Raw genomic sequence first — 14582 nt, forward strand, 5'->3', positions numbered from 1 at the left:
CCTTTTTTCAGAGTAGATCCATCTGGTTCGTTATTGGAATGCGTGTAATCACGGTATACGGATAAGCTGATTGAATCTCCAAGGTTCCTCCCACCATTTGTGTACGTAGACACATGCTTTCCTGTCCTATGCCACTTGTCTTAGACGAATGCGGATTAATTTTGCCATCATTACTTACGCTCATACAGATTTCCTGATCCGCGAATACCAACTCCAATGTGATAGAAGAGGCATTTCCGTGCCGTAGTGCATTCGTTACGGCTTCTTTGGCATTTTTGTATAAAACGATTTGTATGCTGGGGTACAGCACATGGGATGCGCCTTGAACTTCAAAATGTGTCTTCACCCCGGTATCTCTGCCCACTTCCTCAAGAAGACGATCCAGTGCATAGGCATTGGAACCATAGGAATCCGGTCGCAGTTTGTGAAGTGTACTTCGCATATCATCCATACTGGTGGCCAATTGATCACGAATCTGTCTCACCAATTCCGTTCCTTTTTCCCGATCTCGGGGGAGAGTCATCAGAGCGGCTTCCGACATCATTTTGGTGCGAATCAGCCGATGTCCGATATCATCATGAAGCTGTCTGGAGATACGTGTGCGTTCCTCTGCCTGAGCTACTCCTTCAAGTTGCTTTGTAAATAACAGGAGCTGTGCACGTGCTTCTTGAAGCTCGTAATGTTTACTGCGGAGCTCGTCATAGACTTGTTCCAGTTGTCCGCGGCTGCTCGCTGTTCTTGATCCCTGCCAGGAGAGAGCCGCTGTGATGAGCAGAAGCAGGTTGCCAAGGACCATCGTTGTTGCCTCTGCGGAGAATAATGTGGTGGTGATTGTATTTAGTGTGGTTAACCCTGGCTGCGTTACCTGTGGCACAGAATAATACCATCCCAAAGCGACATTGCTTGCGGCAAGCTGAATGGCAAACATCAACCATCTCCGGTTTCCCTCGAGTCTGTATATATACACGTAGAGCACGGATAGAGAGAGGAATAGCAGGATGGGTCCATACGAAGCAATCAGCCAACAGCTCCAGAGTATTTCGGCCAGAAGCAACAGCCACTGCTGTGTACTTGCACGAGTGAAATCTTTCCACACGGAGAGTCCAAGCGCGATAATGATATACAGGGTGTAGACAGCTTCGTTTTCCAAGGGCAGCATCAACATGTACAGCACGGCTGGAACGATAATTAATCCATATTGCAGAAACCGCATCGGCATAGGGTTGTGACATCCTTTATATAAAAAGTGGAGTAGAAAATCTCTCGGTAATGCGCCCTTGATTATACCATAAGCAGCATTCGAAGCAGGAGATGACTTAAGTCACCTTCGATTCATGACTTTTTGTACCTTCGTTACAGATTGCGATCCGTTACAATACAAATATGAAATCCAGCGGCAGATGCCGAGACGGAAGAGGGGCGTATAAGGGATGGATATACTTGAAGTGAATCATGTAGTGAAACGATACGGCAGTAAGTTGTCCGTGGATCATTTGAACCTGAGTGTTGGCAAAGGCGAAATTTTCGGATTGCTCGGTCCCAACGGAGCAGGCAAAAGTACCACCATCAGCATGATAGCCGGGCTCCTGAACATGGATCAGGGGGAGATCAGATTAGATGGGATATCGGTTAAGGAGCAGCCACTTGAGGTAAAGCGCAAAATTGGACTGGTTCCGCAGGATCTGGCTTTGTACGAAACCATGACGGCTGCCGAGAATGTAACCTTTTTCGCCCGCCTGTATGGATTACGTGGCAAATTGCTTAAGGAAAGAGTGCAGGAGTCCCTTGAATTTGTAGGGTTACAGGATAAAGCAAAGGATGCTCCCTCGACCTTCTCCGGCGGTATGAAACGCAGGTTAAACATCGCATGTGCGATTACACATCGCCCGGATCTCATTATTATGGATGAACCGACAGTAGGCATTGATCCACAATCGCGGAATCATATCCTTGAATCGGTACGCACACTCAACAAGATGGGTTCAACGATTATATATACAAGTCATTACATGGAGGAAGTGGCGGCGATTAGTCACCGGGTTGCGATTATGGATCAAGGGCGAATCATTGCCTGTGGCACGGAAGCAGAGCTGAGAGAACGGGTGGCATCGGAGGAAAAAGTAGTGCTCTCCACTTCTGGTATCGGTCCGGGCGTCGTGGAAGAATTGAAACTTCACCCTCGCGTGCGATCGGTAGACGTTCTAGAGAATACACTGACCATAACGCTGCCTTCAGCACAGCAGGATCTCCAGGATCTGCTCTTCATTTGCAGCAAACATGAAATATCCATTCAGTCGCTCAAGGTCGAAGAGCCGGACCTGGAAACGTTGTTCCTCAATCTGACCGGGCGTACGCTGCGGGACTAGGGGGAGCAAGAGATGAATATATGGCATATTTGCATCTTTGAATTGAGGCGTATTCTTAAGATTCGATCTGTGGTGTTGAACCTGTTCATTCTGCCGTTGTTACTGATTTTTATATTGGGCACGGCCCTTTCCAGTACGATGGGGACGGCGGATGATGTTATTCCAGATAGTGTACGTGTGGGAATTATCCATTTGAGTACTGAATCTGGTGGAGGATCAGATACGCTTAATGAAGCGTTGGATACATTCGTTCATTCCCCAGCGGTAGCTGAGATGGTCAAAGTGCAGGACTTCAAGACAGAAGAAGAGGCTGTCCATTCGCTGCGTACCGGTAAGCTGGACTTTGCTGTAATGATTCCTTCGGATTTTGAGCAGAACGTGATGATGGGGAAAGAGGCCAGGTTACAGTGGATACGAGGGAAGGATAATACGCTCAACACCTTGGGTGAAACTTTGTTCACACGATTTACGGATGAATGGAACCGACAGATGGCGATGACCAAAGTGCTTGGTCCGGAAGCAATTGCTGCCATGGCCTCTTCTTCGGAGTCTGGTGCGGCGAGTTCAACCTCCATTGCTGTGGTTAATCCCGGAAAAACAGACACAGCCTACAGCGCTTCTCAATACTATGCCGCATCCATGCTGGCCATGTTTATGTTGTACTCGGGTATGACAACAAGTACCAGCCTTTTTGGAGAGCGGGATAACCGAACATTGATTCGCCTTCAGGCTGCGCCGATTGGTAACGGAGTTATTTTCGCTGGCAAAATTGCAGGCAATAGTCTGCTCGCTTTCTTGCAAGCAACTACGATTATCCTTATGACGTATTGGTTCTACGGTGTGGATTGGGGAACGCATCCCTGGTATATTGTGCTGACTTGTGTAGGAATCACATTGGCGTCCATGACCCTTGGCGTGATCGTGGCATTGATATGCAAAACCACGGCATCGGCCAGCGCAACCATCCAAGGTATCATCATTGCCATGACATTTATTAGTGGCGGGTTTAGACCCATTCCGATTGATTTTGTACAACGGCTTAGCGAATTCACGGTTAACCACTGGGCGCTCCAGAGTTTTCTGAGAATGATGCTGGATGCACCAGTAGGCGAGATTGTATATAGCATTCTGATGCTGGGCGTGGTATGTGCTGTATTACTGTTGATTTCAGGATTAATCTATAGAAAGGCAGGATACCGATATGAATAGTCTACACATCGCCTGGTTGATGATTAGACGTACACTTGGTCGTAAAATGGGCTTTATTACGTTCCTGCTTCTGCCTTGCCTGGTGGTTACAGGGGCGGTTGCCCTTTTTGGAAACGAGCAGAGTGCACGTACTGTTATTCCCTATGTCAATGAAGATGGAGGGGCAGCAGGTGCGTGGATGATTCAAGAACTTGCTGCCAAAGAGGAGTATCTGCTCAAGCCGATGACCAACGAAGCAGAAGTGAAGGAAGCCATCGCTCAGCAAAAAGGAACTTCTGGCATCATTATTCCGAAGCGGTATACGGAAGATCTCTTACAAGGCAAGTCAACCGAAATTCAACTGGTGGAGCTGCGGATAAGCGAAGCTTCCTACACACTGCGATCAGCTGTTGAAGGTTTGACGAGCGGATTGCAACAGTCTGCTTCAGCTGTTATCGTGGCGGCAGGTCCTGTCTCAAGGGAGACTGATAAACTATCGAGTATACAGAAGCGGTTTGAACAGCTTTTACAGGAGATAGGAAAGCATCAGGTTGCTGGTGAAGTCACCGCTCTGCAGATCTATCCCAAGCCAGGCCTGAACAATGTGACTGGATTTACAATCATGTTTATGATGGGGCTGCTGACCAGTGCAGTGGCTGTGATCATGGAAGATCGCAGGAAACGTACGATGGCGAGAGTATATACGGCACCCGTTCGTGCATATGAGATTGCGCTTGGCAATTTCCTGGGCAGCTTTGTCATTGGTATGATTCAGATTGTAATCGTTTTGGGAGTCAGCAGGTGGCTGATTCATTATGATGCTGGTATTCCTATTGGCATTCATTTCCTGATCTTGGCAGCATTCATGTTGGTCTCCATAGGGCTCGCAAGTACCGTGGCAGGATTAATCCGTAATCCCAAAAATGCGAATATGCTGAATTCACTTGTCATTATGCCTACCTGCATGATAGGTGGTTGTTTCTGGCCCATCTCGTTCATGCCTGATTATATGCAAAAGCTTGCCAACTTTGTTCCGCAGAAATGGGCGATTCAGGCGGTGGAGACAATCTCGGCTGGCGGTACGTTATCAGATATTACACTGCCATTATTAATTTTGTTTGGCATGGCTGCCATTTTGCTGACTGTAGGCTCTGCTATTCTGCGTCCTAGCCAGCCAGGAGTAGAGGCATAGGCATAGGATGTAGTAGATCAAGATCAAGACGAGTTTTGGAGAGCTAATGTCAACCGAAAAAGATATCAAACAAAAAGCACGTTCTGCCTGAACTTGATTCAGCAGAACGTGTCTTTTCTTTTAAATAAGAATGAAGATTGAAGAATGTTAATGATGCATTAAACGAGATATAGATGATTAAGGTTGGAGTTGACGCAAGACAGTGATTTCGACCCGACGGTTCTTTTGTCTTCCCGCCGCTGTGGTGTTGTCACCCGTTGGGCGAGTATCCGCATATCCGGCATACTGGAATCCGTCCGGGTTAAGTTTCTCTGTATCCAGAAAAAAGCGTAATACAGACAGTGCGCGTTCCCCGGAAAGCTGCCAGTTATCGGTATAGGCCGAGTTTGCTCCGACAGGAACGTTATCGGTATGACCCTCAATGCTGACAACGGTATTTAGATCCCGGAACAGGCTGGCAAGCTTACTGAGCGTTGGTGCTGCACCGTCCTTTAGAGCGGCCTGTCCCTGATCAAACAGGAAGCGGTCACTAAGTGTAATGGATAGGCCCTGTGGCTTGTCCGCAACAAAAATCTGATTTTCCAGTTTATTATCCTCGATATATTGGGTAATCACATTGAACAGATTTTGCAATTCCTGCTCCTGTGATCTGAATTGTTCTTCCCGTTCTGTGAGGGGCTTGTCATCATCATCTGGCGTTGCTGTCCCGGAATCGGAAGGGTTTCCTTCACCTTTTGAAGAATCTTCCCCTTGAATTCCGGATGGTGGAGTCTCTGTAATCGTCTGTCCGGGTTTCTCGCCGAGTCCTTCACCAAGTTCAAGGATCGAGTCGGACGCATTGAATGTATTTTGTAACGACTGAGTAACGACGTCATATTTACCGGAATCCAGATTGCTCATGGCGTACATGATGACAAAAAAGATCAGAAGCAAGGTTATGAGATCGGCATAAGTAATCATCCAGCGATCCCGATGATCAACTGTTTCACGTTTTCCGCGCCGTTTACTGCGCCGACTCATCCAATCCCTCCTTTGCTAGGGGGCGTATAGGCTGACGATGCGTAAGGGTGAAAGACTCCAGTCTTTTGCGTACAAGCTGGGGATTCTCACCGTTCTGAATGGCAAGTACACCTTCGAGAAGCATTTCCATGGTCTGCACTTCGTCAGCACCTCTGGATTTGATTTTGGAGGCAATGGGCAAAAAGATAAGATTGGCACTGGCGACCCCATACAGGGTTGCGGTAAAGGCAACAGCAATAGCAGGTCCGAGTCCGGTGGGATCGGTCAAACTGCCAAGGACCTGAATAAGTCCCATCACGGTTCCGATGATCCCCATGGTTGGGGCATAACCACCAGCAGATTCGAAAATTTTGGCGTAGCCCTCATGTTTTTGTTCAATAGAGTCAATCTCCATCTCAAGGATCTGGCGAACCACATCCTGATCCGTACCATCGACAACCATCTGAATACCGTCTTGCAAAAATGGATGCGGATGATCCATAACCTTGCGTTCCAATGCAAGCACACCTGAGCGGCGTGCGATCGAAGACATCTCGACCAATTCTTCAACCCACAAGCCTGAATCATTATTGTGACGTCCAAAAGCCATACGCAGGGCAGCTGGAATCGTACGAAGACGATGTGCTGGGAAACTGGCAACCACAGCAGCAATCGTTCCACCGAATACAATTAAAGCAGCCGTTTTTTGCAGGAGACCAGACAACTGACCACCTTCCCACAAAAAACCGCTAATGACTGCGGCAATTCCGGCAATAATACCGATAAGTGTCGCAATATCCATAAATTAACCCACTCCTATCTTCATTTCACGTTTGCATCACTAAAACGAACGAGGTATAATTAAAAGGGAACAAATATTCCTATTACTATAAGTTTTCCCATATGAAAATTCGGGGAACTTCGACAATATATAGTGACTATTATTTTAGACGATAGGGTGAGATACGGCAATGAGCGATATTATAATGAGCGACAAAACGTTCGAAATCGAGTCAGAGTTTTCTCCCCAAGGTGATCAACCTGCTGCCATTAAGGAATTGGTGAAGGGTGTTCAGGAGGGGAAGAGATACCAGACACTGCTGGGTGCAACCGGTACGGGTAAGACGTTTACGATAGCCCAGACGATAGCCCAATTGCAACGTCCGACGCTGATTATTGCACACAACAAGACGTTGGCAGCGCAGCTTGCAAGTGAGTTCAAAGACTTTTTTCCTAATAACATGGTTGAGTATTTTGTCAGTTATTACGATTATTTTCAGCCAGAAGCATATATCCCGTCCTCCGATACGTATATCGAGAAGGATTCAAGTATTAATGAAGAGATCGACAAACTGCGGCATGCAGCGACAAGTTCGTTGTTTGAGCGTAGGGACGTCATCATTGTAGCGAGTGTTTCTTGCATCTATGGTTTGGGTTCACCGCACTCGTATTCAAGCATGTTGCTGTCACTTCGGGTAGGCATGGAGAAACCTCGCAATCAGATTTTGTCCCGTCTGGTAGAGATCCAGTATCAGCGGAACGATATTAACTTTGTACGGGGTACGTTCCGTGTTCGTGGGGATGTTGTTGAGATTTTCCCTGCTTCCAAGGGTGAACATGCAATTCGTGTTGAATTGTTTGGTGATGAGATCGAGAAAATTACGGAGATTGATGTGTTGACCGGAGAACTGATTGGCGAACGTGAACATATTGCCATCTTCCCGGCGTCTCACTTCGTAACGCAAGAAGAGACGATGAAGGTTGCACTGGTGAACATTGAGCGTGAACTGGAGGAACGTCTTGAAGTGTTGCGTGAGCAGGGGAAATTGCTGGAGGCTCAGCGACTGGAGCAGCGCACACGGTATGATATCGAGATGATGAAGGAAGTCGGATTCTGTTCGGGGATTGAGAACTATTCCGGTCCATTGACTTTCCGTGAACGTGGCGATACTCCATATACATTGATGGACTATTTCCCGGATGACATGTTGATCGTGGTCGATGAGTCTCACGTGACTCTGCCACAGATCCGTGCGATGTACAATGGTGACCAAGCGCGGAAGACGGTATTGGTTGAACATGGTTTCCGCCTGCCGTCAGCGCTGGATAATCGTCCGCTCAAATTCGAAGAGTTTGAAGGCAAAATGGATCAGATTATCTATGTATCAGCAACACCGGGCCCGTATGAGATTGAACATACCGATACGATGGTGCAACAGATTATTCGTCCAACCGGATTGCTTGATCCAATTATTGAACTGCGTCCAACCAAGGGGCAGATTGATGATTTGATCGGTGAGATTAATGACCGAATTGCCAAAGACGAGCGTGTATTGATTACCACATTGACGAAGAAGATGTCCGAGGATCTGACGGATTATCTGAAGGAAGTTGGAATCAAGGTTCGTTATCTGCACTCCGAGATCAAGACGTTGGAACGGATGGCGATTTTACGTGATTTAAGGTTGGGCGTTTTCCATGTCCTAATTGGTATCAACTTGCTCCGGGAAGGTCTCGATCTGCCTGAAGTATCCCTCGTAGCTATACTGGATGCCGATAAGGAAGGATTCCTGCGTTCCGAACGCTCACTGATCCAAACGATTGGCCGTGCAGCACGGAACAGCGAGGGTCGCGTTATTCTATACGGTGACAAAGTGACGGATTCGATGGATAAAGCGATAAAGGAAACAGAACGTCGTCGTGCAATCCAGATCGAGTACAACGAGAAGCATGGAATCACACCACAGACGATTCGCAAAAAAGTGCGTGATGTGATTGAGGCAACCAAAGTTGCCGAATCCAAGAAAGACTATCTCACCGGTGCTGCCGAGAAGATGTCGAAGAAAGACCGTCAGGCGCTTATTCAGCGCCTAGAGGTAGAGATGAAAGATGCAGCCAAAAACCTGCAGTTTGAGCGTGCTGCCGAGCTTCGTGATGCGTTGCTGGAACTTCGCGCTGAATAAGATACAGCTCATTCATATGCTCCAATAAAGATGGAACTGTAACAAGAGAACGGCCAATTGGCCGTTCTCTTGTTGAGTAAGGAAATCGTTGATATGTACCGGTAATAAGAGATGTTGAAATCTTGAATTCGGGTCTATACTGATAGAAATGTTGAAATTGGTTAAAAGGTTTATAGGAAAGCAATTGGGAGTCGTGTCCCCTGGGAGCCGAGCCGAAGGCAATGGCGACCTGCCGCGAACGTGGCAAAGCGGAGAGCGTCCCGCTCTTGACCTTGGAGCCGAGCCGAAGGCAATGGCGACCTGCCGCGAACGTGGCAAAGCGGAGAGCGTCCCGCCCTTGACCTTGGAGCCGAGCCGAAGGCAATGGCGACCCGTCGCGACCAAGGCGAAGCCGAGAGCGTCCCGTTCTTGACCTTGGAGCCGAGCCGAAGGCAATGGCGACTTGCCGCGACCAAGGCGAAGCCGAGAGCGTCCCGCCCTTGACCTTGGAGCCGAGCCGAAGGCAATGGCGACCTGTCGCGACCAAGGCGAAGCCGAGAGCGTCCCGTTCTTGACCTTGGAGCCGAGCCGAAGGCAATGGCGACCTGTCGCGACCAAGGCGAAGCCGAGAGCGTCCCGCCCTTGACCTTGGAGCCGAGCCGAAGGCAATGGCGACCTGTCGCGAACGTGGCGAAGCTGAGAGCGCCATCTCGCAGTAGAGCGGTCCCATAAAGGTTCCGGCAATAGGCCGGAATCTTATGGGAAACCGCGGGCACACGACAACCCTTCACATAGCAAGACCCGACCCCTCACCGCTGCACCGCTTGTTTCGGGTGTCCAGAGGGCTGCGCCCTCTGGGGCCCTCCCTTGGAAGGGAGGGTTTGGGAGGGATCGAAAAGCCTTTATAAAGGTTTGGATTAACACACTGAGAGGATGAATACTATTGGCGAGCGATAACATTGTCATTAAAGGCGCACGAGCGCATAACCTGAAAAATATCGACATTACCATCCCGCGTGACCGCTTTGTTGTATTGACCGGCCTGAGTGGCTCAGGCAAGTCCTCGCTGGCTTTTGACACCATATACGCAGAAGGACAGCGACGGTATGTCGAATCATTGTCAGCTTACGCACGGCAGTTTCTCGGACAGATGGAGAAACCGGATGTGGATTCCATCGAAGGATTATCACCTGCCATTTCAATAGATCAGAAAACAACAAGTCGTAACCCGCGTTCCACGGTTGGAACTGTGACGGAAATTTATGATTACCTGCGTCTGTTATTTGCACGTGTGGGTCATCCACATTGTCCAGACCACGGCGTAGAGATCAGTTCCCAGACCGTAGAACAAATGGTTGACCGTATCATGCAATATCCAGAGCGTACTCGGTTGCAGATTTTGGCACCCATTATTTCGGGCCGTAAGGGTGAGCACAAAAGTGTATTTGCTGATGTGTCCAAGCAGGGTTTTGTCCGTGTACGGGTGAACGGGGAATTGCGTGACCTGTCAGAAGATATTCAATTGGAGAAAAACAAAAAGCATACGATTGAAGTCGTTGTTGACCGGATCGTTGTTAAAGATGATGTACAGGCGCGTCTGGCCGACTCTATTGAAACAGCTCTTAATTTGTCCGGTGGACAACTCCTGGTGGACATTATGGGCGAAGAAGAGCTGCGCTTCAGTTCCAACTTTGCCTGCCCGGTGTGTGGATTCAGTATTGAAGAGCTTGCACCACGGATGTTCTCATTTAACAGTCCCTTCGGCGCTTGCCCGGATTGTGATGGGTTAGGTGTCAAAATGATTGTTGACCCTGATCTGCTCGTACCGGATCGCAGCAAGACGATTGAAGACGGTGCTTTTGATGCCTGGACAGGTGGCACATCTACTTATTATCCGCAGTTTTTGAAGTCGGTATGTGAGCACTTTAACATTCCGCAAAATGTACCTGTCGAAGATCTACCCGCTGAGCAGATGAACAAGTTGCTGCAGGGTACGGGTTCGGAGAAAATCCGTTTCCGATATGAGAACGATTTTGGACAACGGAAGGAAGCACTGGTTACCTTTGAAGGTATCGTGAACAATCTGGAGCGTCGTTACCGTGATACAGCATCGGAAGGTATCCGTGAATTTATTGAGGGTTACATGAGTGCGAAGCCTTGTGGTACGTGTAAAGGTCAGCGTCTGAAACGCGAGAGCCTTGCAGTTACAATCAATGATCACAACATGGCCTATGTGACTAGTTTGTCCATTGGTGAAGCTGGCCGATTCTTCGAAACATTGGATTTGACGGAGAAGGAGCGGACGATTGCCAAGCTTATTTTAAAAGAAATCAACAGCCGTCTCGGCTTCCTGGTGAATGTTGGTCTGGATTACCTTACACTGAGTCGTGCTGCCGGAACCTTGTCTGGTGGAGAAGCCCAGCGGATCAGACTGGCTACACAGATTGGCTCCAGCCTGATGGGTGTACTGTATATTCTGGATGAGCCGAGTATCGGTCTGCATCAACGGGATAATGACCGTCTGATCTCAACGCTTGCACATATGCGCGACATTGGTAACACGTTGATCGTGGTTGAACACGATGAGGATACGATGATGGCTGCCGACTATATTATTGATATTGGCCCTGGTGCAGGTATCCACGGAGGTACCATCATGTCACAGGGGACACCGGAGGAGATCATGAACGATGAGAACTCCTTAACCGGTCAATATCTGAGTGGACGCAAATTCATTCCGATTCGTACGGAACGTAGAAGTGTAGGAGACCGTTGGTTGGAAGTACGTGGAGCCAAAGAAAATAACCTCAAGAATCTGAATGTGAAGATTCCAGTGGGTGTATTTACTGCGGTGACGGGTGTGTCCGGCTCAGGTAAATCAACATTGATCAATGAGATCCTATACAAAACGCTGGCACGTGATCTGAACCGTGCTCGGGTACGTCCGGGTCAGCATAAAGAAATTCGTGGTCTGGAACATATCGATAAAGTCATCGATATTGACCAGTCTCCAATCGGGCGGACCCCACGTTCCAACCCGGCTACGTATACAGGCGTCTTTGATGATATCCGAGATCTGTTTGCTCAGACGAACGAAGCCAAGGTACGTGGATACAAGAAAGGCCGATTCAGCTTTAATATCAAAGGTGGACGTTGCGAAGCCTGCCGTGGAGACGGTATTATCAAAATCGAGATGCACTTCTTGCCGGACGTTTATGTGCCTTGTGAAGTCTGCAAAGGAAAACGATACAATCGGGAAACGCTTGAAGTGAAATATAAAAACAGAAATATTTCCGATGTGCTGGAAATGACGGTGGAAGATGCAACCCAATTCTTCGAGAACATTCCGAAGATCCATCGTAAAATGCAGACTCTGATGGATGTGGGCCTCGGTTATATCAACCTGGGACAACCTGCAACGACCTTGTCTGGTGGTGAAGCCCAGCGGGTGAAGCTCGCTTCTGAGCTGTATCGGCGCAGTACAGGGAAAACCATCTACATCCTCGATGAACCGACGACCGGTTTGCATGTCGATGATATCGACCGTTTGCTCAACGTATTGCACCGTCTCGTTGATTCAGGTGAATCAGTCTTGGTGATTGAGCATAACCTGGATGTAATCAAAACAGCAGACTATGTTGTTGATCTGGGTCCGGAAGGCGGTAGCGGTGGAGGAACCATTGTTGCAACGGGAACCCCTGAGGACATCATCAAAGTGGAAGCTTCGTATACGGGCAAGTACTTGAAGCCAGTTCTGGAACGGGATACCGAGCGGAGCAAAGCACTGCAATTGGTGGACTAAGATTCTCTAACCAGTAGTTAGAACCATATGAATGACAGTATTGGCCCTTCTTTCCGAAATGGTTGAGACGTTGGATTACGATCTAACGTGCTCTGCTTCCGGGAAGAAGGGCTTTTTAAGTTTGAATGAGGCACAGTTTTTAGTCGGTCTAAGGTTATTGCCTGAAAGTGTTTACATATGCATTATGACGAGCATTACAGGAATATTCGGCCAATTTGGATTTTTTTCATTTTTATGGATGATAGGGCTTGCATTACAAGCAGGGTACAGATAACATAGAGGAAGATATTAGGGTATGCGTTAGCTGTTCAACTATGGTAAGGAGGTCTGTCTATCCATGCTGTTTGCAGAAGCTGCCACGGCGAGTACATCGAATTTTAATGCATTTGATATTTTTGTCATCTTATTTACGATCCTGATTTTCATTGGAGTCGTTCGGCTTCTTCGGGCACCGAAGAAGAATCTGTTTGCGATCGGATTTGCAGTAGTCAGTCTGCTTGTATTTTTGATGACGGATTATGCGATGATAACCGGTTGGTTTGCTCAGTAGAAAGGCCACTGAAGTGAATGGAATATAAGCCAATAATTCATGTTCAAAAAGGTCGGTACTGATGATGCCACTAGGCATGATTCGTAATCAAAAGCGGACTTTTTGAACAACCTCTAAAAGAGGTATGAAGGAACACTTTCCAGGGGAGACATGGAGGGTGTTTTTTTCGTTTATATCGAGCGATTGAACATGATTCTATCTTCTCTACTAAAATAGGACTTAAAACAATTGTATATCCAGATTTTGTATGATACATTGAAGGATACCGGAATTGCAGATGAGAGAAAGAGAAAATAGATTCAGCGATGAATCCGATGTCGAGTCGCGCAAGAAGGATGTATAGAGAGGGTCAGGTGAGAATATGAGCGTGTTGGGTAAAAAGGGAATAGCCATACTGATGGCTGCTGTACTCTCGATTAGTGTAGCGGCAACGGCCGGTGCAGCTGAATCCAAAGCGGCGATGCAAGCGAAAGTGGTAGACGGTCAAGTCTATGTGAACACCAAGGATCTGCTCAAGGCAGTTGGTGGAAGTGGACAATATGATGCCAAATCTGGAACGTACACGTACAAGGGAAGTGAAGCCATTCCCAAAGTGATCGAAAAGTTATCTCCTTCGGTCGTAGGCATTATTGGGAAATCTACCGAAGTGCAGGACGGTGCCTCATCAGACAACCGTTATAATCTTGCACATGGTACAGGTGTCATTATCCGGTCCAACGGATGGATCGTAACGAATGCCCACGTGGTCGATGGATTAACGAATCCGGTGGTCGTAACGACGGATGGCAATACATACAAAATTACGAAAACATACAGTGATGCACTCAGTGATCTGGCGCTAATCAAAATCAATGCCAAATCACTCCAACCGGCGAGCTTCGCCAAAGCTTCACAAACCTCTGTTGGTGAAACGGTGATTGCCTTAGGTACGCCAATTTCCTTTTCTTTGCGTAACTCGGCAACGGTAGGGGTCATTAGCGGCTTGAACCGTGGTGTTGAGGCGACCTATCGGTTAATTCAGACCGACACGGCCATTAACCCAGGAAATAGTGGAGGACCGCTGATCAACCTGAAGGGTGAAGTGGTGGGTATCAATTCCATGAAATTCTCTGCCGTTGGTGTAGAGAGTTTGGGATTTTCGATTCCGGTGGATACCGTTCAATATATCATCGATCAGTTTTTTAAATATGGCAAAATAAAACGTGCAAGTCTGGGACTACAGCTGGAAGAAAGCTGGTCTGCGATTGTGGGCCTTCCTACAGATGATCCATTAACAATTACAGGCGTACTGTCTCCTGAAGCGAAGAAAGCCAAAATCAAAGAGGGAGACTTCATCTATAGTGTGGCAGGTACACGTGTCTCCTCTGTAGTAGATATCAATGAGCTGCTCAAAACGTATCTGCCTGGGCAAAAGGTAAAGCTATTGATGCAATCGGATGGCGATATCGTCACCCGCACGTTGGTACTTGCTGATCGCGCAGACATCGTAGACGAGGAAGATGAAGCGTTCCTTGCAGATGAAGAACAATAAAGCCCGGCGATC

10 protein-coding genes are annotated in these 14582 nt (G+C 47.8%); 7 read left to right on the forward strand and 3 right to left on the reverse strand.

Going from position 1 to position 14582, the window contains the following annotated elements; all coding sequences use genetic code 11:
- Positions 1-7 precede the first annotated feature (7 nt).
- The gene (locus MKY73_RS01845) at positions 8-1219 is read right to left on the reverse strand and encodes a sensor histidine kinase (RefSeq protein ID WP_339305418.1); all 1212 of its coding nucleotides are present in this window, start codon (positions 1217-1219) and stop codon (positions 8-10) included.
- Between the two features lie 211 nt (positions 1220-1430).
- Here MKY73_RS01845 and MKY73_RS01850 point away from each other — a divergent pair, with 211 nt between their 5' ends.
- From MKY73_RS01850 to MKY73_RS01860, 3 genes are read left to right on the forward strand one after another with little or no spacing between them, the layout of a single operon-like run.
- Positions 1431-2366 (forward strand): ABC transporter ATP-binding protein, encoded by a 936-nt coding sequence (locus MKY73_RS01850; RefSeq protein ID WP_339305420.1) that lies wholly within the window; start codon positions 1431-1433, stop codon positions 2364-2366.
- Between the two features lie 12 nt (positions 2367-2378).
- Entirely contained in the window at positions 2379-3575 is a 1197-nt protein-coding gene (locus MKY73_RS01855; RefSeq protein ID WP_339305422.1) for an ABC transporter permease, read from the forward strand.
- A complete protein-coding gene (locus MKY73_RS01860; RefSeq protein ID WP_339305424.1) occupies positions 3568-4746 on the forward strand; it encodes an ABC transporter permease in 1179 nt (392 codons plus the stop codon). Before MKY73_RS01855 ends, MKY73_RS01860 begins: the two co-directional genes overlap by 8 nt.
- Positions 4747-4923: 177 nt before the next feature.
- On the opposite strand, the gene MKY73_RS01865 is transcribed toward MKY73_RS01860, so the two are convergent.
- Both MKY73_RS01865 and MKY73_RS01870 read right to left on the reverse strand, forming a co-directional pair.
- On the reverse strand, positions 4924-5766 hold the full coding sequence (locus MKY73_RS01865; RefSeq protein WP_339257606.1) for a flagellar motor protein MotB: 843 nt from the start codon (positions 5764-5766) through the stop codon (positions 4924-4926).
- The gene (locus tag MKY73_RS01870; protein ID WP_339238065.1) at positions 5750-6547 is read right to left on the reverse strand and encodes a flagellar motor protein; all 798 of its coding nucleotides are present in this window, start codon (positions 6545-6547) and stop codon (positions 5750-5752) included. Before MKY73_RS01870 ends, MKY73_RS01865 begins: the two co-directional genes overlap by 17 nt.
- 169 nt (positions 6548-6716) lie before the next feature.
- Here MKY73_RS01870 and uvrB point away from each other — a divergent pair, with 169 nt between their 5' ends.
- The 4 genes from uvrB (at position 6717) to MKY73_RS01890 (ending at position 14570) form a co-directional block, all read left to right on the forward strand.
- Positions 6717-8708 carry an excinuclease ABC subunit UvrB gene (uvrB, locus tag MKY73_RS01875; RefSeq protein WP_091013102.1) on the forward strand — a complete coding sequence of 664 codons (1992 nt, stop codon included), beginning with the start codon at positions 6717-6719 and terminating at the stop codon, positions 8706-8708.
- 922 nt (positions 8709-9630) lie between these two features.
- The gene (gene uvrA / locus MKY73_RS01880; RefSeq protein WP_339305425.1) at positions 9631-12489 is read left to right on the forward strand and encodes an excinuclease ABC subunit UvrA; all 2859 of its coding nucleotides are present in this window, start codon (positions 9631-9633) and stop codon (positions 12487-12489) included.
- A gap of 337 nt (positions 12490-12826) precedes the next feature.
- Positions 12827-13039, forward strand: coding sequence for a hypothetical protein (locus MKY73_RS01885; RefSeq protein ID WP_017692026.1), 213 nt, complete (start codon positions 12827-12829; stop codon positions 13037-13039).
- A 361-nt stretch (positions 13040-13400) separates the two neighbouring features.
- Positions 13401-14570 (forward strand): trypsin-like peptidase domain-containing protein, encoded by a 1170-nt coding sequence (locus MKY73_RS01890; RefSeq protein ID WP_339305427.1) that lies wholly within the window; start codon positions 13401-13403, stop codon positions 14568-14570.
- Positions 14571-14582: the final 12 nt, after the last annotated feature.

The organism is Paenibacillus sp. FSL R5-0519, assembly GCF_037974275.1.
Classification (GTDB): Bacteria; Bacillota; Bacilli; order Paenibacillales; family Paenibacillaceae; genus Paenibacillus.